This window comes from Chitinophaga sp. 10T418, from assembly GCF_056394125.1.
The window spans coordinates 435,720-460,185 of sequence record NZ_JBFTHG010000004.1; the positions used below are offsets into that span (position 1 = coordinate 435,720).

The window sequence follows — 24,466 nt, forward strand, 5'->3', positions numbered from 1 at the left end:
TTACAGTAATTTGCAGCCTGATAACATCATATTTAATAAACAACAAACTTCAAATTATTCGTTATGGGTAGAGGAGATATCAAAACCAAAAAAGGAAAGATCTTCAGTGGATCCTTCGGTAAAGTAAGATCTGCTAAAACAAGAAAAAATACTGCAGCCAAGACTGCCGCTACAGCTGCACCAAAGGCATAAGCATAAAGCATAAGGCAAAAAGCTATTGAAGCGAATAATTAAAGCAAGGGTTAATACCCGCTTGGATCATTCGCTTCAATAGCTTTTTGCTTTTTGCCTTATGCCTGCATCAGGGCGCCAGACGCTCTATTTTCCAGCTACCATCCGCTGTTAAAGTATATAAAATCCGGTCGTGCAGGCGACTACTTCTACCCTGCCAGAATTCTATCACCTGAGGCTTCACTACATAACCACCCCAATAATCGGGTCTCTGAGGGTCTTCTTGCTGATATTTTGCGGTTGCCTGGTCTACCTGTTCCTCCAGGAAAGATCTGCCCGGAATAACCTTGCTTTGAGGCGAAACGATGGCACCTATTCTGCTACCTAATGGACGGCTGTTATAATACTCATTACTGATCGCTACCGGCGCTTTACTAACGGTACCCTCTATACGAACCTGTCTTTGAAGCTCCCGCCAGAAGAAAAGCAGTGTAACATGTGGATTCTCTGCCAGCTCTTGTCCCTTGCGGCTTTCGTAGTTAGTGAAAAACAAAAACCCATCTTCACCAAAGCTTTTCAGCAATACAATTCGTGCCGAAGGATGCCCGTCCGGCGTGCTGGTCGCCAGGGTCATGGCATTGGCTTCATCTATTTCGCTATGAATGGCATCGTCCCACCACTTCCCGAATTGTGCTAAAGGATAGGCTGCTATCTCGCTCTCATCCAGGGACGCCAGCTTATAATCTTTCCGTAAATCAGCTATTTTCTGGTTCAACATGGTCTGTTAATTTTATTGGTTCAAACGGGTCATCAAAGGTATGGAAGGATAATAGTAATTTTGACGAATCTGATATAAATCATACTATGAAAAGAGTTTCATTTTGGGTATTACTGATGACTGTCGCGCTGCTATCCTGCCATACGCGCAATGAAAAAGACAATAGTGCTACCGGTAATACTGCTGATATCATTGTCCCATTGGTGTCTACTCCCCTGTTTTATACACAGCTGAAAGGTAAACTAGGTGATAAAGAAATTACCATGCAACTGCTGAAAACCGCACCCAACCTGTTTCGTGGCTACTATAGTGACGACAGCACAGGACGGCCCATTGCATTATGGGGTACCCTGGATTCCAACCTGGTCAATATTTATGAAGAAACCAATAACAGTGCGGAAGACCGGTTGTTCAGCGGATATCTTTCTGATGATGGGAAATTCAAGGGGGTATGGCATGGCAACGGTACTTCCTACCATTTTGAATTTCATACAGACCTGAAGAAAGCCGTGCCATTACAGGTGTTTTACCAGATAGACTCTGCCAAACTGATACCTTCCTTTCCGAAATCACCAATAGGAACCGTTTCCGGGAGTGTGATATGGCCAGATTCCCTGGTAGACTCCACCATTGCCAATTTCATCATTCAGCAGGTAACTGGTGGTAGTCATTTCAAAAGTCCGCAGCAGTATCTGAAAAGAGGAATTGACTCGTTTATCCTGAGCTATCGTGTATCCGCCAAAGATGCAGATAGCAGTGAATTCAGTGATGCGTCTGAGGCAATGTCGTGGAACTGGACTACAGACAATGATACAAAGGTGGTGTACAATACCTGGCCATTACTGGTGATAGAGAAGTATGTATATGATTTTACAGGCGGCGCACACGGCAATTGGGGCGCCACTTATAAAACCCTGGATCTGTCTAAACGGAAGGTGCTTACACCCGATGATATTTTCAAACCTGGTTATAAAGAAACGCTGAGTGCCTTACTGGATAAAGCTTTCAAAGACAGGTTTCATATGAGTGAAGAAGAAGCACTGGATCAGAATCTGTTGGTAAAAAGTATTCCCCCTAATAATAATATGATTGTTACAGGTAAGGGTGTTGCCTTCAGCTATGTACCTTATGAGATAGGGCCGTATGCTTTAGGGCAGGTAACGTTGTTTGTACCGTTTACGGCAATGAAGGGAATACTGAAGTAATAGCTTTTAGCAGTTAGCTTTTAGCAAAAATGCAGCGAGAAACATAATATATGTTCTTCGCTGCATTTTTGCTAAAAGCTAAAAGCTAACTGCTAAAAGCTAAATATTATCCTTTCACTAAAGTACCTACATTTTTACCCATGATAACGTTCAGGAGGTTACCCTGGCGGTTCATATCAAACACGATGATAGGCAGTTTATTTTCCTGGCAAAGGGTAAATGCTGTCATATCCATCACGTTGAGGGATTTCTGGTATACTTCTGAGAAAGTAATGGTTTCGTAGCGGGTGGCTGTTTTATCTTTTTCAGGATCTGCGGTATAGATACCATCTACGCGGGTTCCTTTAAGGATTACATCAGCCTGAATTTCTATAGCGCGCAGGGAAGCAGCGGTATCAGTGGTAAAATACGGGTTACCGGTACCTCCACCAAAAATCACAACACGACCTTTTTCTACGTGGCGGATAGCGCGGCGGCGGATATAAGGTTCAGCGATTTGTTCCATTTTGATGGCAGATTGCAGACGGGTGTAAAGACCAACTCTTTCTAATCCACTTTGCAGGGCCATACCATTGATCACTGTTGCGAGCATTCCCATGTAATCGCCTTGTGCTCTTTCAATGCCTGTTTCGGCTTCATTCATACCGCGGTAGATATTACCTCCGCCAATTACGATGGCTACCTGTACCCCGAGGTCGGTAACCGCCTTAATATCGTAGGCGTACTGTGTTATCACCTTCGGATCAATACCATAATTTGCATCCCCCATGAGGGCCTCACCGCTCAATTTGAGCAAAATACGCTTATACTTTGGCAACATGACGCTATAAAATATTGTAAGATTGTGATTTCCTAATCTGGTTTACGGTATTCTAATATACAACTTAAATGCAGAAAGGAGGAAATGAAGGAAAAAATGCCTTTTTTATTGCCTGTTTCCTGTGGGTTAAAGTGTATGATTAGTTATGCGCAAAAAAAAGGAGAGAAACGAATTCTCTCCTTTTTTTTGATATGTTTTTCTTAACCTAAAGCGATTCGCTTAAAGCCAACCACTTTCAGATCAGCATCTACTGATTTCAGGTAATCCGCTACGGACTTGTTGTTGTCCTTAACGAAAGCCTGTGGCAGCAGGGTGCTTTCCTTGAAGAATTTATTTACTTTACCGGCAGCAATTTTCTCCGCCATTTCAGCAGGTTTGCCTTCAGCTTTCACTTGTTCAACCGCGATTTCTCTTTCGCGTGCGATCAGTTCAGCAGGAACACCATCTGCATCAACTGCGATAGGGTTCATAGCTGCGATCTGCATAGCGATATCTTTACCTACTTCCTCAGAAACAGGTTTAGAGAAAGCTACCAGTACACCCATGCGGAAATTACCGTGAATGTAAGCGGTTACGCTACCAGCTTCAACGAATTCGAATTTATTGAGGGTGATTTTTTCACCGATTTTTGCTACCTGATCGTTTACTTTATCAGCTACTGTAGCGCCGTCCAGAGGAGCAGCGTTCAGATCTTCAACGGTTTTGATACCGCTGGTCAGTGCCAGATCAACGATAGACTGTGCAAATTTTACGAAGTCTTCGTTTTTAGCAACGAAGTCAGTTTCACAACCCAGACCTACGATAACACCGGATTTACCATCAGCTGCTGTTTTAGCGATGATAACGCCTTCTTTGGTTTCACGATCGGAACGTAATGCAGCCACTTTCTGACCTTTCTTACGCAGGTAGTCTACTGCTTGTTCAAAATCACCATCACTTTCTACCAGTGCCTTTCTGCAATCCATCATACCAGCACCAGTTTGCTGACGCAGTTTATTTACATCAGCTGCTGTAATTGTTGCCATGAGCTATAATTAGTTTAATTGTTGTAAAAATTTATGACCAGCTTTTAGCTATTAGCCTTTAGCTTTTATTAAATGCTGTGAAGAACATTTTATGTTATCTCCCCTGCATTTAATAAAAGCTAAAGGCTAATAGCTAAAAGCTTAATGATTATCTTCCGCCGCCTGGTTTTCTAGGACCACCGCCGCCAGCGCCAGATGGACGACGTTGTCCGCCTGCTGCACCGCCACCACGGTTTCCACCTGCACCACCGCCACGGTTAGCACCGCCGCCCTGGCCACCTGGACCACGACCGCCGCCTTGACCACCACGGTTAGCGCCACCTGGACCGCCTTGACCACGTCCACCACCTGGTGCACCTGGTTTACGACCTCTTTCACGATCTTCACCGCCTTCAACATCGAACTTGCGTGCTTTGTCGTCTGCTTCTTCTTCTTCCTCTACTTCTTCAGATTTCTCTGTAGCTCTTTCAGAAAGACCTTCAGCGATAGCTGCGCAAATGTAGCTGGTGATGATAGCGATAGATTTAGTAGCATCGTCATTCGCCGGGATAGCGAAATCTACTTTAGTAGGATCAGAGTTAGTATCCACCATACCGAAGGTAGAGATACCCAGACGCTTAGCTTCTGCCAGTGCAATGTGTTCGTGGCTGATATCAACCATAAACAGCGCAGCTGGTACACGTGCCAGTTGGGCAATACCACCCAGCACTTTCTCCATTTTCTCTTTATCGCGGCTTAAAGTAAGACGTTCTTTCTTTGTGATGTTGTCGAATGTACCGTCCTGCAGCATTTTTTCAATGCTCTGCATTTTCTTAACACTCTTACGGATCGTAGAGAAGTTAGTGAGCATACCACCTAACCATCTTTCAGTAACGAAAGGCATGTTGATGTTACGCGCAGCATCTGCTACGATTTCTTTCGCTTGCTTTTTAGTAGCAACGAACATGATCTTTTTACCGCTTTTAGCGATAGATTTCAGGGCAGCTGCTGCTTCCTGTAATCCTTCTACGGTTTTGTTCAGATCAATGATATGAATACCTTTCTTTTCTGCGAAAATATAAGGCAGCATCTTGGGATTCCACTTTTTCTTCAGGTGACCGAAGTGAACACCTGCCTCCAGTAACTGCTGCTGCAATGAGGTATTATTTTCCATGTTTATATTGCTCAATTAAAAGGATCAAATAATGTTTAGCTCTTGGCGGTTAGCGTCCAGCAATTAGCTAAAGGCTAACAGCTAATGGCTAACAGCTCAAATATTAGCGTTTAGAGAACTGGAAGCTTCTTCTTGCTTTTGCTTTACCTGGTTTCTTACGTTCAACTCCACGTGGATCACGTTTCAGCAGACCAGCAGCTTTCAGTGCGGGACGGAACTCGATGTTCACTTCGCAAAGAGCACGGGCAATACCCAGCTTAATTGCTTCTGCCTGACCTTTGATACCACCACCCTGTGCGTTCACTTTCACGTCAAATTTATCGAGTGCTTCGATAGTTTTGAAAGGCAGTTCCACCTGATTTTGCAGGTAGATCAAAGAAAAGTAGTTTTTATAATCTTTGTCGTTAACAGTAATGTTACCGGTACCCTTGTTGATGTAAACACGGGCAACAGCTTCCTTACGACGACCTATTGTATTTTTTTGCTTTTCCATGTATCAGAGAAAAATTAGAAAGTTAAAGGTTGTGGTTTCTGCGCAGCATGAGGATGTTCAGCACCAGCATATACAAATAATTTTTTGTACATCGCACGGCCCAGACGGTTTTTAGGCAACATGCCTTTAACAGCCTTTTCGATCAACACCTCAGGACGGCGACGGATCAGATCCTTAGCCAACTCGATTCTCTGACCACCTGGGAAACCAGTGTAGTGCATATATTCTTTCTCCTGCATTTTGTTGCCGGTTAAAGCAATCTTTTCTGCATTGATTACGATGATATAATCACCACAATCAGTATGAGGCGTATAGTAAGGCTTGTTTTTACCTCTTAAGATAGCCGCCATTTTAGCTGCAACTCTTCCCAGAGTCAGGTTGGTAGCATCTACTATATGCCAGTCACGCTTTACGTAAGCGTCGTTAGCCGATTTAGTTCTGAAACTTAATGTATTCATTGTTGTATACGATAAAAATTACGTCTTGTAAACAATTCCCCATTATGAGGAGTGCAAAGGTACATTGCACAATCTTAATAACAATACATTTTGGGCACTTTTTTCCTGGACACCTTTGTAATAGACTGATTTTCAATAAAAAATTTGTATAAAAGTTATTAACAGAAAAAGAAATGCTGTTAATATTATTAATATTTCTTTAATAAAAGAGGGCTTCCCGGTTGCGGGAAGCCCTCTTTAGACCTATTATATTAAGATAAATTAGTATCCTGGGTTCTGGGTAAGCTTCTTGTTAACATCCGTTTCACGTTGAGGAATGGGCAACACCAACTTATCATCGAGGTAAGTTAAAGTGCCTACATTCTTCTTCAAACGTTTGTACGTCCAGAGCTTGTCTCCTTCAAACGGCAGTTCTCTTATACGTTCCTGCACAACAATATCAGGTGTAACCTGAGTGAGTGTACTATCGTGAGACCTTTGTCTTACCGCATTGATATCAGCCAGCGGGGTAGCTCCAATAACAGTTCCTGCACGAAGATTGGATTCTGCACGGGTCAGCAACATTTCTGCCAGGCGCACAACTATATACACTTTATACTGCTCTCTCCATTTTGTTGTATAGGGACTCGTACCGACATTAATCCCGCGATCCATATAAAAGAAGCTCTTGCGGTCATCGGTGGCTTCATTATAAGGCAGCTTATCCAGGTGAACGACAATATCACCCCTGCCACCGGTCAACCGGCGACCTCCATAAAAAGTCTGTAATCCATTATCTGCAGTTCCGGCATTACTTTGATTCGTTTGCTGAATAGCAAAGATGTCTTCCGGAGAGTTAGAAGCGTTATTAAAGGCTTTATCAAATGAAGTAGCCAAAACAAACGCGTTACTCTTAATCACAGCATCCGCTGCTGTTGCCGCCTCTTTATACAATCCTTCTGCCAGATAAACTCTTGAAAGGATGGCATAAGCTGAATATTTGGTGGCCCTTCCATTCGTATTTTTCGCTGGAAGATTTTCCGCAGCATATTGCAGATCTATCAATATTTGTTTATGTATTGCATCCACAGTGGCCCTGGGTTGATTGCCCTTTTCGAGATCTGCCTGCGCAACAATAGGATCAGTGATCAGCGGTACAGCAAGGTTAGTGGTAACAGCTCCTGCAGAATACGGCTTACCATACAAATTGCACAAATGGAAGTATACCAATCCGCGGATAAATCTTGCTTCTCCTTCTATTGTTTTTTTGTTATCATCAGACACCAACTTAATATTTCCTATAACTATATTAACGTTGTTGATAGTTTTATAACCGCGCTGCCAAATGCCTTCAGCAATACCGTTCGTTCTCAGCTGCGATTTCGCTTCAATCTGACGATAGGGAAGAAATGTTCCCTCAAAGGATAATTCACCTTCATTAGCCAGCAGATCAGGGATTAGAAGCGCCCGTTCACCATAAGCATCATAATGTTGCAAATTAGCATAAGCGCCTAACAATTCTGCGCGCACATCACTTTCGTCTTGTACCTGATCCGGAGTGATGTAAGATCCTGGTGCCACATCCAGCTTTTTGTTACAGGCCGAAAATCCTGCAACGGAAACCGCCAACAGAAAAGGGGCTATATATCTTTTATATGATTTCATCATTTACATGTTTAAGATTAAAATTTAACATTCAGTCCTACAGTGATCTGTTTAGCCTGTGGTATTGTGTAGTAGTCGATACCACCTGCAATATTGCCCAGTACATCTGAGTTAATTTCAGGATCACCAAAATACTTCGTTTTTGTCCACAGGTTATAACCCGCTACATATACACGCAAACTTGAAATTTTCAGTGTATTGATCACGTTTTTAGGCAATGTATAACCAAGTGTCAGTGATTTCAGGCGGATGTATGAACCATCATATATCCAACGGCTGTTAGCAACACCAGCACCTCCGTCAGCATAGTAATAAGACAAACGGGGAACATTGGTAATATCGCCCGGCTTCTGCCATCTCTTCAACACATCAGTGAGCTGGTTATCAAAACCTCCGGCAAATCCGTTATCCTGGTAAACAGCTGCACGGTTAAAAATGCTATTGCCCTGTACAAATGAGAAGAACGCACTCAGATCAAATCCATAAGCAGAAAAGGTATTCGTCAAGCCTCCGGTCCAGTCTGGAGTAGCTTTACCCACTACCATTCTTTGCGCCTTTGAAAAATCTGCATTCGGCTTACCAGATTCGTCGATATATAACGCATCACCGGTTTGTGGATCTACGCCTGCAAACTTGGCCATATAGAAAGCACCGATAGGCTGTCCTTCCACTGCACGCTGTTCACCATTAGGAGATTCAATGATCTGTCCTTTGATGTCTTTCACCTTGTTCTTATTGTAAGAAAGGTTCAATGAGGTATTCCATTTGAAATTACGGGTATCGATATTTACACTGTTCAGCAAAATTTCCACGCCTTTATTTTCCATATTACCAATGTTCAGGTATTGGAAATCATAACCACTTGTGTAAGGCAGATTAGCTTCCAGCAACAAGTCTGATGTTTGTTTATTATAGTAATCTACTTCTCCGCTCAAACGGTTATCAAACAACCCGAATTCCAAACCAACGTCAAATTGTTTTGTTTTTTCCCATTTCAGATCAGGATTTCCCATTTGTCTTGGGCGAAAGCCAGGTAAGCTTGGATAGGAGGTTGCTTCCAGCAGTGTAAGATATCTGTTTTCGCCAATTTCAGCATTACCGGTAGTTCCATAGCTTACGCGGAGTTTCAGGAAATTCAGTGTTTTATTGTCTTTCAGAAAATCTTCCTGAGAGACTACCCATCCCAATGATGCCGCGGGAAACACGCCATAACGGTTATTCGGGCCAAACCGGGAAGATCCATCAGAACGTACACTTACTGAAGCCAGGTACTTGTCTTTATAAGCATAGTTGGCCCTTCCAAAATAAGACAGGAAGGTATAGCGTTGTGCTGTAGATGTACCAAATGTAACAGAAGCTGCTGCTACCAGTTTTTTGACGATATCTGACGGGAATAGTTCTGCAGAAACCTGTGTGGTAGAGAAATCATTCTGCAGATAACTCATACCGGCAGTCACACTCAGGTTATGATCTTCTCCCAGCTTTGGTGTGAGTGTAAAATAGTTATTCGTATTCAACGATACATTCTGCAGATAGTTAGATGACCCACTACCTTTACCAAGTGCATCGGATGCTTTAATGCCTATATACTGATCTTCTGTAAGACTTGAAATGTCTGCACCTAATTCTGAGCGGAATGACAGTATTGGCAGTATTTTATAATTAAGGAACACATTACCTAAAGTACGGAAAGTAACCTGCCTGTTAGAGTTGTACTGTGCATCATACAATCCGTTTGGATAAAGGGTGTTATTATTGATGGCGCCAGTAGAATCGCGTAAAGGAGATAATGGCGATTGTGCTACTAACTGGCTGGGGGTTGAAAAGATATTATCATTACTTACACGATCCAGTTGAGAACGGCTTACGTTCACATTCATACCGAAGGAAACCTTATCTGAAACAGTATGCTCGAGATTCAAACGGCCGCCGTAACGAACAAATTTATTATTGATCACAATTGCTTCCTGGCTATTGTAAAAGCCGGAAACATAGAATTTGGTTTTTTCAGTACCGCCAGAAGCAGATAAATCCAATTGTTGTGAATGCGCAGGATTTCTAAATTGGGCATTTTCCCAGTCAGTGCTATAACCAAGGTTATTAAAGTCTTTGCCCAAAGCAAGCTCAGACATCTCTCCATCTACCTCATCTGTAAAAAAAGCAATTGCCTCTGCTTCTGTAGGAAATGGCTCACCAGTAAAGCTATCGTCTTTTGTTGCGAATGCAGTTCTACCATCATTTGCTGCTCTTTCATGCAGAAGTGTTACGTAGTCTTTCGCATTTAGGAAGCCCCTTTTCGTAGTTGGTTTTGCCCAACCAGTACTGGTATTTAGTTCAATTTTGGTTTTTTCACCTGATCTACCTTTTTTGGTAGTAATCAGGATTACGCCGTTTGAACCACGTGCACCATATATCGCAGTTGCAGAAGCATCTTTCAATACATCGATAGACTCGATATCATTTGGATTGATATCTGCCATCGGGTTGGTTGGATCGTTGTTTACATCTGTTTTACTGATGGAGTTTACCGGCATACCATCCACTACGTAAAGCGGCTGGCTGTTAGCAGAAATAGAGGAAGTACCGCGTATGCGTACTTTAATACCCTGTCCTACTTTACCACTTCCGGACTCTATCACCACACCAGGTGTTTTACCCTGGATGGCAGATTCAAAGCTCGCTACCGGCTGGTTTTCTATTTCTTTTGCAGAAATCTTGCTTACCGCCCCGGTCAGGTCGCGCTTGTTTTGGGTACCATAACCCACAACCACCACCTCAGAAAGGTCTTTATTTCCTGAACTCAGGACTACGCTGATTGATTTTTGGTTGCCTACGGCTATTTCCTGGTCATTATAACCAACAAATGAAAATACCAGGAAAGCTCCCTTTTCAGGAACATCCAGTTTATAACTTCCGTCTGGAGTTGTTACGGTTCCGGTCATTGTTCCTTTTACTTTCACGGTAACGCCTGGCAGACCGCTACCATCTTTCTGGTCTGTCACCCTACCAGTAATTTGTCTTGACTGGGCAAATGTCAAGGTACTGCATAGGAACAGCAACATGCCCACCATCGAGTAGAATCGCAACATGGTTCTTAGTTTAGATTTTGAGTTATGAACAGCAGTTTAATACACATTTGGTTGATGAGGTAATTTTGGGCCTTATCAATTAAGCAAAAACACAAGCAATGCACTCACAGTACATTTTACACAAGCAAACACTATAAAATTGGCTGAATTAACAATCCAGGATTTAAAAATATAAAAATATTTCCACTTTCTTAACAAAATGTTAAAGGCGAGTTTATTACATGATAAAAATAAAAAGAGACGGCTGCCGCCATCTCTTCATCATATAAGTATATTATATCTCTTTTAATTGTTTCTGTTCCTGGCTCCCATATAAATGAGAATATACTGGAACAGGGTAACTACGGAAGCCAGAGCGGCTACCACATAGGTCATGGCTGCCCACCAGAGTGCATTCTTCGCCTTATCATGTTCGTCTGCTTTCATAACCCGGCTACTATCCAGCCAGGCGAGTGCCCTCCTGGAGGCATCGAATTCCACCGGCAGCGTTATAAGGGCAAATAAGGTGGTAATCCCAAAAAGGATAATACCCCCAAGGAGCAGTTGCGGGAAGGTGTTTATAAGGAAGATACCGGCCAGCAGCACCCATGAAACCAGATTAGAGCTGAACTGTACCGCCGGCACAAGTTTGGACCGTAATCCCAGCCACGGATAAGCTGCTGCGTGCTGAACAGCATGCCCACACTCATGGGCGGCCACTGCTGCGGCGGCCACATTAGCGCCGTTATATACATCGGGGCTGAGGTTGACGGTTTTATCGGCCGGATTATAGTGATCGGATAGGAAACCTTCTGTTTCCCGGACCTGAACGCCATATATCTGGTTGTCTTTCAGCATTTTATCTGCAATCTGCTTCCCGGTAAGGCCGGAAGAGGTGGGTATTTGGCTGTAAGCCTGGAACTTACTCTTGAGTACGTAGCTTATCAGCATACTGATCCCCACAAAAATCAGCGATAAAAACATGATTCCAGGTGTCATATTATGTAAAATTTGGTAAAAAAGGGGCGCAAATATCTCACCAGATCCCCCCTTTTAAGTTTTATTTAGCACTTGTCTGCCATCCCTTCCCTTTGTCTTAAAATTATAAATTTAACACTGCCATTTTGTCGTTTATATTATTTTTTTAGCCCAAAAAGCGTCTGTTTGTCATTTAAAAAAATGTGTCTTATTAGTAAATTTTCATATGCAAAAATCATCAACATCAACCCTATTTATCAACATTTTACGAGTACCCAATGAAAGTAATATTGGATAAAAACAACCCCTGAAACAAGCGATGGCAGCCACTTTGTTAGATCGGGCAAATGGCTCAAAAGTTATTCACATCAATTAAATAAACTTTTTTATTCTGAAGCCATTTTGTAATTTAGACCTGAATTTAATGGGTTAGTAAGTAGAAAGAGTCAGCGGAATCTTCCGTTTGGCTCTTTTCTCATTTTATACCTTTTCTCCTCTCTTTTATCGCTTCTCTTTTTATCATTTCGGTGCAATAAGTATAAAACCATTTACTTTGTATGCATCCTCTTTAAAAAAATTATGAGTAAAATAAGAACTGCTTTTTTCTGTCAGAATTGTGGATACGAATCAGCTAAATGGAATGGAAAATGTCCGAGTTGCGGAGAATGGAATACGTTTGTTGAAGAAAGAGTACAAAAAGATATTCCACAGAAGCAACAAGACTGGAAAAACAACGACGCCCCCACTACCCGCACACATAAAATCATTAACCTTTCTGAGGTAGTTACACAAGAAGAAGAAAGGATATTAACCCCCGACAACGAATTGAATCGTGTGCTGGGAGGTGGCATAGTAGCGGGTTCGCTGGTATTGGTAGGCGGAGAACCCGGCATCGGAAAATCTACGCTCTTCCTCCAGAATGCATTACAGCTGAAGCATATTAAAACACTTTACATCAGCGGTGAAGAAAGTGAACAACAGATAAAAATGCGGGCAGACCGCATACAAAATTCCAATGAACAGTTTTATCTGCTCACGGAAACATCTACACAAACAATTTTCCAGGAAATAAAAAAACTACAGCCACAACTGGTCATCGTAGATTCTATTCAAACTCTCCACTCCCCTTTCATAGAATCTGCTCCCGGTAGTGTATCTCAAATCAGGGAAACAGCCGCAGAATTACAACGTTTTGCCAAAGAAAGTAACACGCCCGTATTCCTCATCGGGCATATTACCAAAGATGGCTCCATTGCCGGCCCAAAAGTGCTGGAACACATGGTGGATACGGTTCTGCAGTTTGAAGGAGACCAACATTATGCCTACCGCATCCTCCGTACCATCAAAAACAGGTTTGGCTCTACCGCCGAACTGGGTATTTATGAGATGACCGGAACAGGACTCCGGCAGGTCACCAACCCCTCTGAAATTTTAATCTCACAACGGGAAGATCTGTTGAGCGGTGTAGCCATATCTGCCACCATGGAAGGCATGCGTCCTCTCCTCGTGGAAGTACAGGCCCTCGTTACGCAATCGGTATATGGTACCCCGCAACGCACCGCTACCGGTTTCGACCTGCGCAGGCTACAACTCTTACTGGCTGTACTGGAAAAACGAGGCGGATTCCATTTCGGCGTGAAAGATGTATTCCTCAATATTGCCGGTGGCATCAGGGTAGAAGATCCCGCAATTGACCTGGCGGTATTATGTTCACTGCTTTCTTCCTATGAAGACAATGCCATCCCTCCTAAAATCTGTTTTTCCGGAGAAGTAGGACTGAGCGGTGAGATAAGAGCAGTAAACCGCATAGAACAAAGGATAGCAGAAGCAGAAAAACTGGGCTTCGAGAAAATATTTATCTCCCGTTACAACAAAAAAGGAATCGATTTCAGTAAATTCCATATTGAAGTAATTGCGGTAGGAAGAGTGGAAGAAGTATACCAGCGATTATTTTAAAACGCTATTCAAACCATATCTTTAAAACCCAAACCATGTTTACCAGTTTGTTATCCCCACTGGTTCACCTGTTTTATCCGCATTGCTGTGAACTCTGTGGCACAGATCTGCAACAAACAGATGAACTGTTATGTATTCGTTGCGTGCAGGCATTACCCGTTACTTATTTCCACCGGTACCCCGGCAATCCGGTTGCGAATGTATTTAACGGCAGGGTCGTTGTACAGCAAGCTACCGCAGCCTATTACTACAATCAGTCATCAGGTATGCAGCAACTTATTCATCGTTTTAAATACCGGCAGCGGCCAGATATAGCCACCTGGCTGGGTAAACAAACCGGCTATCAGCTGCAGGATAGCTCCTGGATCAAAGACATAGACATATTGGTGCCTGTGCCTTTGTTTCCCCGCAAAGAAAAACTGCGCGGCTACAACCAGGCCACCCTGCTGGCCAGAGGCATCGCACAGGTCATACCATTACCGGTGTATCCGGCGGCACTTGTGCGGCTGCAATTTACAGCTACCCAAACCAAAAAAGGACGGACAGACCGCTGGCAAAATGTGGCCGCCGCCTTCAAAGTCAATGGCAACGTTCCGGCAGGAATACACGTACTACTGATCGATGATGTTATTACTACGGGCGCCACCACCGAAGCGTGCTGCATGGCCCTCCAACAAGCCGGCGCCAGGGTAAGTATATGCTGTTTGGCCTATGCATGGAGCTAAAGGCTAAAAGCCATTGAAGCGAATCCTGTGGATTGAACAACAGAATATCACTTATATCCTCCGCTTCAATGGCTTTTTGCTTTCTGCTTTTAGCTTTGGGCTTCCCGAAAAACTTCTTCCTTTTTTTTGATGCGGGAATGCTAACTTTACAAGTACAGCCTTTTCCGTGTTCATTTTAATCAGTCTTTAAAAAAACGTCTATATGTTTAGGTTAGCAATACTATCAGTTGTTATGTTTTTTGCCTCATCCCATCTTTATGACTTCAAAGTAGATGCTGTTGACGGAGGAAAAATCGATTTCTCCAAATACAAAGGAAAGAAGATATTAATTGTAAATACAGCATCCCTGTGTGGTAATACACCACAATACGAAGGGCTGGAAAAACTGTATAAGAAATACCAGGGCAAACTGGTAATCATTGGTTTTCCTGCCAACAACTTCGGCTCTCAGGAACCCGGCAGCAACAAGGAAATACAGGAATTCTGCACTAAAAAATATGCAGTTAGTTTTCCTATGGCCGCCAAAATATCTGTAAAAGGTGCTGATATCCATCCGCTGTACAAATGGCTGCTGGAGGAAAGCAAAGCCAAACACTTTGAACCAGCCGAAGTAACCTGGAATTTCCAGAAATATCTGCTGGATGAAAAAGGAAACCTGGTGGCTGTATTCTCTCCAAAAACTCAACCCGAGTCTGCGGAAATCATTGCTGCGATAGAAAAATAGTCGTAGCAAGCACTTTATTATCCTGTTGCCAACTTTGTGTATATAAGATTTTGCAGGTGCTTGCGTTAACGTATATACGTTAACGTAAGTACACTGTTGTTTTTATTCACAATGTGTAACAGTATTCATGAAACACCAACTTATCCCCCGCCGGAAAACACTACCATTAGCCGCCATCGCTAGCTTTTTTCTGCTTTTTGCCGCTTGTCAAAACGATGCAGATGGACCATCCTTTTCCTGTCCGGAGATGAAGATGAATGCCACCATAGCTGGTCGCAGTAGCACAATGACTCTTACCAACAGTATCATATTCCGATCAACTACTGATAGTGGCAGTCACAAATTCCTGAATATGGAAACCATATCCGACACCTTTAAAATAGTATTCAATCTTACAGATGGTATGTTTGATGAAAATGCTATAAAGAATGATAGCCTGCACCTGGATACCTTCCGCTTTTCCCGGCTCGGTCCCCAAAAGAAGGGATTAGTAGCTGCCGCTTTTTTAAATAACAGCGGCAACTTTGATTTTCTGACCACAGATACTTCCAATATTATTATCCGTAAAATAAATACCAGGACGCAAACGATTTCCGGGAGCTTCTTTTTTATGGCAAATGGCCGGACCATCACTGGTGGAGGCTCTTTTGAAAATGCCTGCTATGTATCGTTGCAGTGACCGTGATTAGCCCCTTTTCATTATCTTGCGCCCATGCTATTTTCAGATATCATAGGACAAGCTGATGTGAAGCAGCAGCTCATTCAATCCGTTCAGCATAACCGGCTTAGTCATGCCATGATACTACTCGCTCCTGAAGGTGCGGGCGGTCTTCCATTAGGATTGGCATTTACACAATATCTTGTTTGTGAAAACAAAAAGGAGCACGATGCCTGTGGGCAGTGTGCTGCCTGTACAAAAGCGTCCCAATTTGTTCATCCGGATATTCATTACTCCTACCCTGTTATTCCCCGTAAGTCAGGTGATAAACCTGTCAGTACAGATTATATCAGTGAGTGGCGTGAATTTGTGGTGACACATCCTTATGGCAACGCTTATGACTGGTTACAGTTTATAGGCGCCGAAAATAAACAGGGGAATATTACAGCTACAGAGTGCCAGGACATTATCCACAAACTAAACCTGAAAAGTTTTGAAAGCGGGTATAAAATCCTGGTAATGTGGATGCCAGAATACCTGGGTAACGAGGGTAACCGCCTGTTGAAGCTGATTGAAGAGCCGCCTCAAAACACACTCTTTATCCTGATAGCCGAAAACCAGGAGCAAATATTAGCTACCATCTTATCAAGAACACATCTTATTAAAATAAATCCGCTGGAGAAAGCGGATATGATTACTGCGTTGGAAGTAAAAAGCAAGGTACCTGCTGCCCGGGCACAGCAAATTGCCACCCTCACGGCGGGCAACTACCGGGAGGCCTTATACCTGCTACAACATTCCGATGACGACTATCATGAGTTACTCCGTAGCTGGCTCAATCACTTATTTACCGGTAATCGGGTAGCCCTGCAGGAGTGGATAGAAGGTATTTCCAGCGCCAAAACCGGGCGGGAAAACCAGAAACAGTTTCTGCGTTACTTTATTAACCTGCTGGAACATACCCTCCGACTGCAATACCTGGACAAAAGCCTGCTGGCCTTTTCTCCCGAGGAAATGGACTTTGCGGCCAAGCTCGCTAAGCTGGCCAATCTGGACCAGATGCAGGAAATAACCGAGGAACTGAACAATGCCAGTTACTATATTGAACGCAATGCCAATGGAAAGATGCTATTTCATGCCCTGTCCATCAAGCTCCAATATATATTCAAAAAGAAACCTTTACCGGTTATGTAATAAGCACAGGTATCCCAGGGGGCTTATCAGCTGCTTTTCCCTATCTTTGTTGCTTCCGGCCTTTTGTTTTTCTGAAAGGAAAAACGTATTTTGAAGAACTGGAATAACCTGAAATGCTTATTTATAAAATTTAAACTAATTAATAATATGGCTTGTGCCGGATGTGGTACGGGTGTGGATGGGAAGCCGTCAGGATGCAAGAGTAATGGAGGATGCAGTACAGGAGGTTGTAACAGACTGAATGTATTTGATTGGCTGTCCAATATTCCCCTTGGTGATAGCTTAGCACCATTTGACATTATAGAAGTAAGTTTTAACAATGGCAGCCGCAAAGACTTTTTCCGAAATGTGACCAAACAACTCTTTGATAAAGGAGAAATGGTAACAGTGGAAGGTGTTAGCGGATTTGACGTTGGTACGGTGAGCCTGACAGGCGAACTGGTAAAACTACAGATGAAGAAGCGACGCGCGGAAGACACACCCGAAGTAAAAAAAGTTCTACGCCGTTCAACTAACGACGACCTGCAGCGAATGAATGACAACAAGTTACGTGAAAAAGAGGCACTTATTAAATCGAGAGCTCTTGCCCGTAACCTTGGACTTGAAATGAAACTCGCAGAAGTGGAAATACAGGCCGATGGCCGAAAAGCCACTTTCTTCTACACAGCAGATGATCGCGTTGATTTTAGAGAGTTAATTAAAGTATATGCCTCTGAATTCAGGGCCAAGGTGGAGATGCGCCAGATAGGCGCCCGCCAGGAAGCCGGAAAAGTAGGTGGCATCGGCAGCTGCGGCAGGGAGTTATGTTGCTCCACGTGGTTGTCTGATTTCAAAAGCGTAAATACTACCGCTGCCCGTTACCAGAACCTGTCTATCAACCAGGCCAAGTTATCCGGACAGTGTGGTCGTTTGAAATGCTGTCTGAATTACGAACTGGATACCTACCTGGATGCGTTGAAAGACTTCCCGGATGATGCGGATAACATTGAAACTGCCGGCGGGGTTGCCCACCTGCAGAAGAGAGATATCTTCAAAAGCCTCATGTGGTATTCCTACGAAGGCAGTAACAAACAATACCCGCTTACCATTTCCAGGGCCAAGGAAATACGCCTGTTGAACAAACAAGGTGTTAAACCAGACGACCTGAAACCGGTAGAAGTAGTAACAGCCAAACCAAAAGAAGCGGATCTTGGATACGCAGATGTGGTAGGATTAATCAGTCTGAAATCTCTCGAAAAAACTGCTCAGAAGCGGAAACAGAAAGACAAAGACAAGCAAAAACAACAAAAAGTCGGCGAGCAGAAACCAGCACAGGGCCCCGGTCAGCCAAGAACGGAGCAAGCGCCTAAACAAGCTCAAAGACCTGATAACCGCCAGCAGCAGGATCGTAAGCCTAAACAGGAAAACCGTCCTCAACAACAACGGTCACAAGGTGGTGGTCAACCTAAACAGGGACGTGAACAACAACCCCGTTCAGAACAGCAACCCCGCCCCGAGCAACAACCGCGGCAACAAGGTCCAAGACAACAGCAAGGCCCAAGACAACAGGGTCCGAAACAAGCAGGGCAACAACCTGATCAGCCAGGCCAACAGCCCGAACAAGGAGGGCAGCAAGGAGCAGCCCCCAGACACGACAGACGCCCCCCAAGGCATAAACACCGGTCTGGTAATCCAAACAAGAACAACAATCCTGAAAAGGATAACAAATAATAAAAAAGACAACCGTAATGGTTGTCTTTTTTGTTTGCATAAAGTGCAAAAAACTATTATTTATAGCTATTCCGGACAAGACAACCTGTATAGCCAGGTCAGGACGAGACATAGTGCGGTGAAAGAGTAGTAAGAGTGTAGTAAGAGTGTAGTAAAAGAGTAATGTAACAGTAATAAGAGTACGGTGGAACAGTAATAGCAATATAATGGGAATGTAATAGATAGACGAGTCCTAAGTACCGGAGAAGTAGCGGAGAAGTACACGAGAAGTAATAACAGTACCATCCGAGGGGGTATCTGTTAAAATAAAAGGCCGCCCAGACGAGGCAGCCTTTGTTAACAATTGGTTTTTGCTTATGAGAAAATCTTAAAAATTCGTTGTTATCCCTCTTCACAAAATCAACCACACAGGTGCCTCTACTGTTTCTTACACGAACCTACGCTTCATTTTCAAACAGTAACTTATAATAATTCATATTGGTAGCTTCGTCAAACCCGCGCTCAATCATCTCGCGGTTGCCGTGAATGTACACATGAAAATTCTTATCCAGTTTCAATATACTTTTAAATACTTTCTGCTGTTTCTTTACAGCAGGTGCAGATATTTCAAATTCGTCAGGGATATCTTGCTGAAAGTGATTCGCGTATTCATTTCGGTACTCTTTAAAAGAAGCTATCGCATCGGGATGCCCCAGTACTTCTTTTGCGAAATCATCCAGCTGGAATTGCTCTTTTTCCTTGAAATAGGCGGCTGATTTATTTAACAGATCTACCTGATCCACCCTATCCATCTCATACTCTGTTGGTAGCTTATTATGTATAAACTGTTTACACATGTCCACCGCTGTTTCTGTCTGATGGTAGCTATCTTCCCGGCGCTGAACCTGTAGAAAGGCATCTTTCCAGTACACCGCCTCGGTTTGTTTGCTATTACTATCTATAATACTAACCTTAAAACCTTCTGATTCTTCTGTATTAAAAACCAGACAGCCTTTGTCCAGCTTATTAATATTTATACCATCTTCATAATTTACCTGGTAATTTTCATCTGCCAGAAACACTTTTAAATAGGTGTCGCGGTTTTCCGACTTGAAAATGCCAATCGCCTCCACTTCTTCACCATCTACCTGGCACTTGCTAAAGTAGGCTATATATAGCTCTCCTCCTTTAATTTTAGGATGGGTGGAATGTTTATATAGATGCTTGGCAATATTGACCGACTGCTCCTGGAATTCATTTTGGTCAGTAAATATACGGCGACAATATTGAAATATTTCATTCAATTGTATATCTGCGTCATGACGGAACCGAAAATATTCCGCAGCGTTGGCAAAAGGCTGAATAAAATAAGTGATCAATAACTGGCTGATCGTTTCATCCTCCAGCTGCAAAGGCGCTTTGGAACAGAGTAAAGCCTCTTCATTTGAGGAATTCCCTACCTTATGTATTGTCAGGTGCGCCAAATCTTTAAACTCCGAAACATGGATCATGGGCGCAAAATTAATAAATTAGTTGACAAGGCAACGGAACCGATTCTGCCAGGAATTAATTCTTGATAATTTCATTACATAAGCCCCTCCCCGGATGAATACACGAAAAAATCCGGAACAGTTCCTTAATTTAAAGTTTCAAAACCCGATGAACATGCGAAAACAGATATGCCTGATGGCGATGATGACTGGCTGGGGCCTGCCAATGATGGCACAACAACCAACAGCCGCAAGACCCCTATACGAAACACGTGATCTGACAGCAGAAAATATGTTTTCCGTAAATATCGAAGGACCCAACTTTGACAAAGCGGGCAATTTTTATGTTGTAAATTTTAAACAAGACGGTACCGTGGGAAAAATAAATACCCACACCGGCGCCGGCGAAGTATTTGTGACCCTGCCCGATAGCAGCGTTGCTAATGGGATTCATTTTAATAGCAAAGGCGCCATGTTCCTCCCGGACTTTATCAAACACAATGTGCTTACCATAGATATGAAAACAAAAAAGGTAAGCGTATATGTCCATTCCGATAAATTCAATCAACCCAATGATCTCTGTATTAATCGCAAAGACCAGATCTTTGTATCTGATCCCAAATGGGCCAATAACACCGGGCAGCTGTGGCGCATAGATGCCAACCGCACCCCCGTTTTGCTGGAAGCCAATATGGGCACCACCAACGGAATAGAGCTGAGCCCCGATGAAAAAACCCTGTACGTAAATGAAAGTGTACAACGAAAAGTCTGGAAATATGAGGTGGACAAAGCGGGCAACATCTCCCATAAAACCCTGTTCGCTACCTTCCCCGATTTCGGATTCGATGGGATGAAATGCGATAAAGCCGGCAACCTTTATATCGCACGCTGGGGAAAAGGCGTCATCGCCGTCATGTCTCCTCAGGGCACATTAATCCGTGAAATACCGCTGAAAGGCAAACAATGCAGCAATCTTGTTTTCGGAGATAAAGATGGTAAAACAGTGTACGTAACCCTGCAAGACAGAAAATGTGTGGAAACATTCAGAGTAGCCATTGCAGGAAGGAAATATTGATATAGCTGTTAGCCATTAGCTTTTAGCTGTTAGCAAAAATGCAGCGGAGACATAAGCAAAGTATCATACACTTACGCTTATGTCTCCGCTGCATTTTTGCTAACAGCTAAAAGCTAACAGCTAAAAGCTAACAGCTAATTGCTTATAATCAGTATCCATCCTTTGTTCTTAGAAACCGGGATGCTGGCGTCTTTTCCAAATACCTGTCCCTGCTGGAAATTACGTATATCCGGCGCCGTTATCACTGCCTTTGCCGGGTCCAGCCCCAGGGCTTTCCAGTCGATGGTCAACTTGATAGTCGTATCTTCTGCTGCCCAGCTGGCAATGGATACGAGTACTGCACCATCTTTCCTGTAGATAGTAGCCGGCACCAACGGGTTGTTGGTTTTAACGGGGTTATTTTCTACCCAGCAACCAATCATTTTTGTGCCCTGCATACCAAAATCATCCCATACTTTCCAGATAGGACGTGGGTCTGAATTTTCTGTCCATGGCATGCGGTTAGTCATACCATACACCATACCACGCCATTGATTGCCGCCATCCTGCAGCATTTCGCCCATCAGCCCAAATGGAATGCCACTCACTTCTGTCAGGAAGAAGTCGGGGCTGTTCTTCTCATAGTCGAAGTATTCACCAAACCAAAGCCTATTCAGGTAAGGGAAGTTCTCCATATAAAGCACCGCGCTGTTAATAAATCCATCTGTTATATTATACTGATTCGCAGAGTGGAGGTCTATGATACCAGGATGATTATCCTTTGTCAGTACGCGTTTCACACGTTTCATTGTTACCCGGTCAAAGGCAACATCATCGAGATAGATACCATCTATACCTACGTTTTGTACCAGCCAGTTCATGCCTTCCACATAATAGTTGTGCCAGCGGTTCATGCCACTGTTGATAATAGCAGCATCCTTAAATTCCGGTACAAACCAGGCGGCGATATAATCTTTTGCCACGTGCTCCTGCAGCCAGGAGAAGCCACCACCTTTGCCCGGGCTGTATACCTCATGACCCAGACTGCGCAGCGGGAATGTTTCCCAGGCATGGTTAGACAATTCTCTTACCGTATTATAGATCTTTACTTTCAGGCCTTTGTGATGTGCTTCATCGATATAGTCCTTCATCTTTTTCCATTCAATAAATGGATAATTGATCCAGGGATTTATATCATTGCCATGGTGGATATTCACTACAGTAGCGCCGGTTGCTTTGATGCTATCCAGGTTATTATACCTGTGATAGAAACGGGTAGACCATTGAAAATCGGTATTAATAGTATGGAACGGCGTAATGATGAGATGGAAGTTATAATACAATACCTCGCCTTTATGCAGGGTTCTTTCACCGCTATAGCTGTTCACCAGGATCGCCTTTCCTTTTTCGCCGATGGTGATACCACCTTTATCGCCGTTACCCCAGGAAGTGGGCAACAGTAAGGGTTTTTGCAGGTAAAAGTTGGTGTTCAACGGGCGTACGTAATTTTCATCCCGGAGATTAAATTGTATCCCTGCGTTAACGTCTCCTATCCAGGCGCCGTCCTGATTTTTATTTTTCACATCCCATTTCCAGTCGATCTTTTCCGGACGCAGGCCTCCTTTCTGATTCAGGCCCATCATGTATTTGGCAGCGCCTTTATCAAATGGCAGGTGCATGGTAATTTCCTTCAGAGATGTCTCTTCCAGGGCGGTTACTTTTACCGTGTAGTCCATGAAGCCATCAAATTCGAGGGAAGCATTTACTTCCATCTGTAATCCGGTGGTGGTATTAACAGCCTTCCAGCTGATTTTACCGTCTTCTTTGGAAGTGATCTGCCAGCCATTGCTTTTCCAGGGAAGATCCTTGCCGGTAGCGGCAGATGTGAAATGAAAGTGTACTGGTTCCGTGAAAATATTCTTTGCCTGGGAAGACAATGTTGTCATTTCAGGGGTAAAGAAAGTTTGTATCTGTGCCGGGAAACCGTCTTTGTTGATCCCTACTTTACGACCCAGTAAGCTGATCACGCTGTCTTTTATTTCCAGTGGCGTATAAGGTGCTATCAGGGAATTATCCTGTGCCAGCGTAGAGTTCAGCCATTTTAAACGGGTTTGCTTCCAGGGCTCATTAAAGCCACTGTTTACCGCCAGTTTATTCGTTACCGTTAGCGTAATTCTTACCGGCATGGCAGGCATACCGGCAGCGCTGATCGTAACTGTTCCTTTATAAACACCTGCTGTAGCGGATGACGGCACATCTATACCACACCACAATGCCTGTACCTGGTCCGCGGGGATGTTTACCTTAGGTGCAAAAGGTTTGGCATCATAGGTAGTACCGCTGGTGTTGATGCAATTCAGCTGAGCAGCGGGAATTGTTTTGCCACCAGGTGCTGTAAGATCTGTAAAAGTGATCTGCGCCTCTTTCATATCATGACGGGCATAGATGCCGAGCTGAAAAGCATAGTATTCTCCTTTATCGGCTTCGCCGGTGAAGGACTGCGATGGTCCTTTCTTCACCCAGCGTTGCGGCAGGTCGTCCGTCATTTTAATCGGAAACTGCCTGTCTTCCGGAAACACCATATAGCCTGCGCCCGGGTGTTTTAGCAGCAGTTGTTGTTTTTCTGCTGCAGTGGCGATTACTTCCATTGGGTAAAAGCTATTGAAAGTATCAATGGCTTCTATTTCCTTTACGGTAGTATTGGGTTTTATACCGGCAGGGATGGATTGCAGCCAACTGTTATCGGCTGTTTGTTCCGGCGCCAGGTACATGCCTTTGGGGTAGTTATCACGGCCCTCATTTTTAGAAGGCAGATAATATATATAGTAATCGCCTTTACCGGAGATGGGTTCAAAGCAGATATCGCCTTGCTCGCGGGTAAGGGTCAACGTTTTTACATTGGTAATCTTCTGTTTTGTTTTTGCATCCTGGATGATGATGCGTTTCATCTCCGGATGTTCGTCGCGGCGGCGCCATGGAATGACTACGCGGGCCACTTTGGTGGCTCCGTTAAAGTTAACTACCGCGCGGTGGTTACCGAGCGAATCCGCGTTCCAGCTATTGTTACCAGCGGTATATTTCAGTTCCTGGGCCAGTGCCGTAGTGAGGAAGCTGAAAGTAAAGCCTGCCAGCAGCAATCCTTTCCTGATGTTGCGGGAATGGTGGTTGATCTGATACATGTAG

At 43.7% G+C, this 24,466-nt stretch carries 20 protein-coding genes; 9 read left to right on the forward strand and 11 right to left on the reverse strand.

Going from position 1 to position 24,466, the window contains the following annotated elements:
* Positions 1 to 63 precede the first annotated feature (63 nt).
* The gene (locus tag AC1DCV_RS14005; RefSeq protein WP_331957710.1) at positions 64 to 192 is read left to right on the forward strand and encodes a 30S ribosomal protein THX; all 129 of its coding nucleotides are present in this window, start codon (positions 64 to 66) and stop codon (positions 190 to 192) included.
* A 109-nt stretch (positions 193 to 301) separates the two neighbouring features.
* Here the strand turns inward: AC1DCV_RS14005 and pdxH are convergent, their stop codons facing one another.
* Positions 302 to 949: a pyridoxamine 5'-phosphate oxidase gene (gene pdxH / locus AC1DCV_RS14010; protein ID WP_477023719.1), complete on the reverse strand. Its 648-nt coding sequence runs from the start codon at positions 947 to 949 to the stop codon at positions 302 to 304.
* 86 nt (positions 950 to 1,035) lie between these two features.
* Between pdxH and AC1DCV_RS14015 the strand changes: the two genes are divergently transcribed.
* Positions 1,036 to 2,154: a DUF3298 and DUF4163 domain-containing protein gene (locus tag AC1DCV_RS14015; RefSeq protein WP_477023720.1), complete on the forward strand. Its 1,119-nt coding sequence runs from the start codon at positions 1,036 to 1,038 to the stop codon at positions 2,152 to 2,154.
* 106 nt (positions 2,155 to 2,260) lie between these two features.
* Here the strand turns inward: AC1DCV_RS14015 and pyrH are convergent, their stop codons facing one another.
* The 8 genes from pyrH to AC1DCV_RS14055 all read right to left on the reverse strand — a co-directional run bounded on the left by pyrH (position 2,261) and on the right by AC1DCV_RS14055 (position 11,814).
* Positions 2,261 to 2,974 (reverse strand): UMP kinase, encoded by a 714-nt coding sequence (gene pyrH / locus AC1DCV_RS14020; RefSeq protein WP_133807696.1) that lies wholly within the window; start codon positions 2,972 to 2,974, stop codon positions 2,261 to 2,263.
* 200 nt (positions 2,975 to 3,174) lie between these two features.
* Positions 3,175 to 3,999 carry a translation elongation factor Ts gene (gene tsf / locus AC1DCV_RS14025; protein WP_441578191.1) on the reverse strand — a complete coding sequence of 275 codons (825 nt, stop codon included), beginning with the start codon at positions 3,997 to 3,999 and terminating at the stop codon, positions 3,175 to 3,177.
* Positions 4,000 to 4,147: 148 nt separating this feature from the next.
* Entirely contained in the window at positions 4,148 to 5,152 is a 1,005-nt protein-coding gene (rpsB, locus tag AC1DCV_RS14030) for a 30S ribosomal protein S2 (RefSeq protein ID WP_477023721.1), read from the reverse strand.
* A 103-nt stretch (positions 5,153 to 5,255) separates the two neighbouring features.
* Positions 5,256 to 5,645, reverse strand: coding sequence for a 30S ribosomal protein S9 (gene rpsI, locus AC1DCV_RS14035; protein ID WP_079471350.1), 390 nt, complete (start codon positions 5,643 to 5,645; stop codon positions 5,256 to 5,258).
* 14 nt (positions 5,646 to 5,659) lie between these two features.
* Positions 5,660 to 6,103 (reverse strand): 50S ribosomal protein L13, encoded by a 444-nt coding sequence (gene rplM / locus AC1DCV_RS14040; protein WP_079471351.1) that lies wholly within the window; start codon positions 6,101 to 6,103, stop codon positions 5,660 to 5,662.
* Between the two features lie 261 nt (positions 6,104 to 6,364).
* On the reverse strand, positions 6,365 to 7,750 hold the full coding sequence (locus AC1DCV_RS14045; RefSeq protein WP_477023722.1) for a RagB/SusD family nutrient uptake outer membrane protein: 1,386 nt from the start codon (positions 7,748 to 7,750) through the stop codon (positions 6,365 to 6,367).
* Positions 7,751 to 7,764: 14 nt separating this feature from the next.
* A complete protein-coding gene (locus tag AC1DCV_RS14050) occupies positions 7,765 to 10,836 on the reverse strand; it encodes a SusC/RagA family TonB-linked outer membrane protein (protein WP_477023723.1) in 3,072 nt (1,023 codons plus the stop codon).
* A 285-nt stretch (positions 10,837 to 11,121) separates the two neighbouring features.
* The gene (locus tag AC1DCV_RS14055) at positions 11,122 to 11,814 is read right to left on the reverse strand and encodes a zinc metallopeptidase (protein WP_477023724.1); all 693 of its coding nucleotides are present in this window, start codon (positions 11,812 to 11,814) and stop codon (positions 11,122 to 11,124) included.
* Between the two features lie 558 nt (positions 11,815 to 12,372).
* On the opposite strand from AC1DCV_RS14055, the gene radA reads away from it, so the two are divergent.
* From radA to AC1DCV_RS14085, 6 genes are all read left to right on the forward strand, one after another.
* Positions 12,373 to 13,749, forward strand: coding sequence for a DNA repair protein RadA (radA, locus tag AC1DCV_RS14060; protein WP_477023725.1), 1,377 nt, complete (start codon positions 12,373 to 12,375; stop codon positions 13,747 to 13,749).
* 35 nt (positions 13,750 to 13,784) lie between these two features.
* Positions 13,785 to 14,474, forward strand: coding sequence for a ComF family protein (locus tag AC1DCV_RS14065; RefSeq protein ID WP_477023726.1), 690 nt, complete (start codon positions 13,785 to 13,787; stop codon positions 14,472 to 14,474).
* 202 nt (positions 14,475 to 14,676) lie between these two features.
* Entirely contained in the window at positions 14,677 to 15,198 is a 522-nt protein-coding gene (locus AC1DCV_RS14070; protein WP_477023727.1) for a glutathione peroxidase, read from the forward strand.
* A 127-nt stretch (positions 15,199 to 15,325) separates the two neighbouring features.
* Complete coding sequence (locus AC1DCV_RS14075; RefSeq protein WP_477023728.1) at positions 15,326 to 15,877, forward strand: hypothetical protein; 552 nt, start codon at positions 15,326 to 15,328, stop codon at positions 15,875 to 15,877.
* 33 nt (positions 15,878 to 15,910) lie between these two features.
* On the forward strand, positions 15,911 to 17,050 hold the full coding sequence (locus AC1DCV_RS14080; protein ID WP_477023729.1) for a DNA polymerase III subunit: 1,140 nt from the start codon (positions 15,911 to 15,913) through the stop codon (positions 17,048 to 17,050).
* Between the two features lie 147 nt (positions 17,051 to 17,197).
* Positions 17,198 to 18,760 (forward strand): PSP1 domain-containing protein, encoded by a 1,563-nt coding sequence (locus AC1DCV_RS14085; protein ID WP_477023730.1) that lies wholly within the window; start codon positions 17,198 to 17,200, stop codon positions 18,758 to 18,760.
* A 437-nt stretch (positions 18,761 to 19,197) separates the two neighbouring features.
* On the opposite strand, the gene AC1DCV_RS14090 is transcribed toward AC1DCV_RS14085, so the two are convergent.
* Positions 19,198 to 20,250 (reverse strand): nucleoid-associated protein, encoded by a 1,053-nt coding sequence (locus AC1DCV_RS14090; RefSeq protein WP_477023731.1) that lies wholly within the window; start codon positions 20,248 to 20,250, stop codon positions 19,198 to 19,200.
* 154 nt (positions 20,251 to 20,404) lie between these two features.
* Here AC1DCV_RS14090 and AC1DCV_RS14095 point away from each other — a divergent pair, with 154 nt between their 5' ends.
* On the forward strand, positions 20,405 to 21,304 hold the full coding sequence (locus AC1DCV_RS14095) for an SMP-30/gluconolactonase/LRE family protein (protein WP_477023732.1): 900 nt from the start codon (positions 20,405 to 20,407) through the stop codon (positions 21,302 to 21,304).
* A gap of 134 nt (positions 21,305 to 21,438) precedes the next feature.
* On the opposite strand, the gene AC1DCV_RS14100 is transcribed toward AC1DCV_RS14095, so the two are convergent.
* Positions 21,439 to 24,462: a glycoside hydrolase domain-containing protein gene (locus AC1DCV_RS14100; RefSeq protein WP_477023733.1), complete on the reverse strand. Its 3,024-nt coding sequence runs from the start codon at positions 24,460 to 24,462 to the stop codon at positions 21,439 to 21,441.
* Between the last annotated feature and the right edge of the window lie 4 nt (positions 24,463 to 24,466).

Excerpts from the sequence above, each read along its gene's own strand:
- pdxH (WP_477023719.1), bottom strand. The coding sequence starts at position 949 with ATGTTGAACCAGAAAATAGCTGATTTACGGAAAGATTATAAGCTGGCG.
- AC1DCV_RS14015 (WP_477023720.1), top strand. The coding sequence starts at position 1,036 with ATGAAAAGAGTTTCATTTTGGGTATTACTGATGACTGTCGCGCTGCTA.
- AC1DCV_RS14090 (WP_477023731.1), bottom strand. The coding sequence starts at position 20,250 with ATGATCCATGTTTCGGAGTTTAAAGATTTGGCGCACCTGACAATACAT.
- AC1DCV_RS14100 (WP_477023733.1), bottom strand. The coding sequence starts at position 24,462 with ATGTATCAGATCAACCACCATTCCCGCAACATCAGGAAAGGATTGCTG.
- pyrH (WP_133807696.1), bottom strand. The coding sequence starts at position 2,974 with ATGTTGCCAAAGTATAAGCGTATTTTGCTCAAATTGAGCGGTGAGGCC.
- radA (WP_477023725.1), top strand. The coding sequence starts at position 12,373 with ATGAGTAAAATAAGAACTGCTTTTTTCTGTCAGAATTGTGGATACGAA.
- AC1DCV_RS14045 (WP_477023722.1), bottom strand. The coding sequence starts at position 7,750 with ATGATGAAATCATATAAAAGATATATAGCCCCTTTTCTGTTGGCGGTT.
- AC1DCV_RS14055 (WP_477023724.1), bottom strand. The coding sequence starts at position 11,814 with ATGACACCTGGAATCATGTTTTTATCGCTGATTTTTGTGGGGATCAGT.
- AC1DCV_RS14085 (WP_477023730.1), top strand. The coding sequence starts at position 17,198 with ATGGCTTGTGCCGGATGTGGTACGGGTGTGGATGGGAAGCCGTCAGGA.
- AC1DCV_RS14080 (WP_477023729.1), top strand. The coding sequence starts at position 15,911 with ATGCTATTTTCAGATATCATAGGACAAGCTGATGTGAAGCAGCAGCTC.
- AC1DCV_RS14065 (WP_477023726.1), top strand. The coding sequence starts at position 13,785 with ATGTTTACCAGTTTGTTATCCCCACTGGTTCACCTGTTTTATCCGCAT.
- AC1DCV_RS14050 (WP_477023723.1), bottom strand. The coding sequence starts at position 10,836 with ATGTTGCGATTCTACTCGATGGTGGGCATGTTGCTGTTCCTATGCAGT.
- AC1DCV_RS14095 (WP_477023732.1), top strand. The coding sequence starts at position 20,405 with ATGCGAAAACAGATATGCCTGATGGCGATGATGACTGGCTGGGGCCTG.
- AC1DCV_RS14070 (WP_477023727.1), top strand. The coding sequence starts at position 14,677 with ATGTTTAGGTTAGCAATACTATCAGTTGTTATGTTTTTTGCCTCATCC.
- tsf (WP_441578191.1), bottom strand. The coding sequence starts at position 3,999 with ATGGCAACAATTACAGCAGCTGATGTAAATAAACTGCGTCAGCAAACT.
- AC1DCV_RS14005 (WP_331957710.1), top strand. The coding sequence starts at position 64 with ATGGGTAGAGGAGATATCAAAACCAAAAAAGGAAAGATCTTCAGTGGA.
- rpsI (WP_079471350.1), bottom strand. The coding sequence starts at position 5,645 with ATGGAAAAGCAAAAAAATACAATAGGTCGTCGTAAGGAAGCTGTTGCC.
- AC1DCV_RS14075 (WP_477023728.1), top strand. The coding sequence starts at position 15,326 with ATGAAACACCAACTTATCCCCCGCCGGAAAACACTACCATTAGCCGCC.
- rplM (WP_079471351.1), bottom strand. The coding sequence starts at position 6,103 with ATGAATACATTAAGTTTCAGAACTAAATCGGCTAACGACGCTTACGTA.
- rpsB (WP_477023721.1), bottom strand. The coding sequence starts at position 5,152 with ATGGAAAATAATACCTCATTGCAGCAGCAGTTACTGGAGGCAGGTGTT.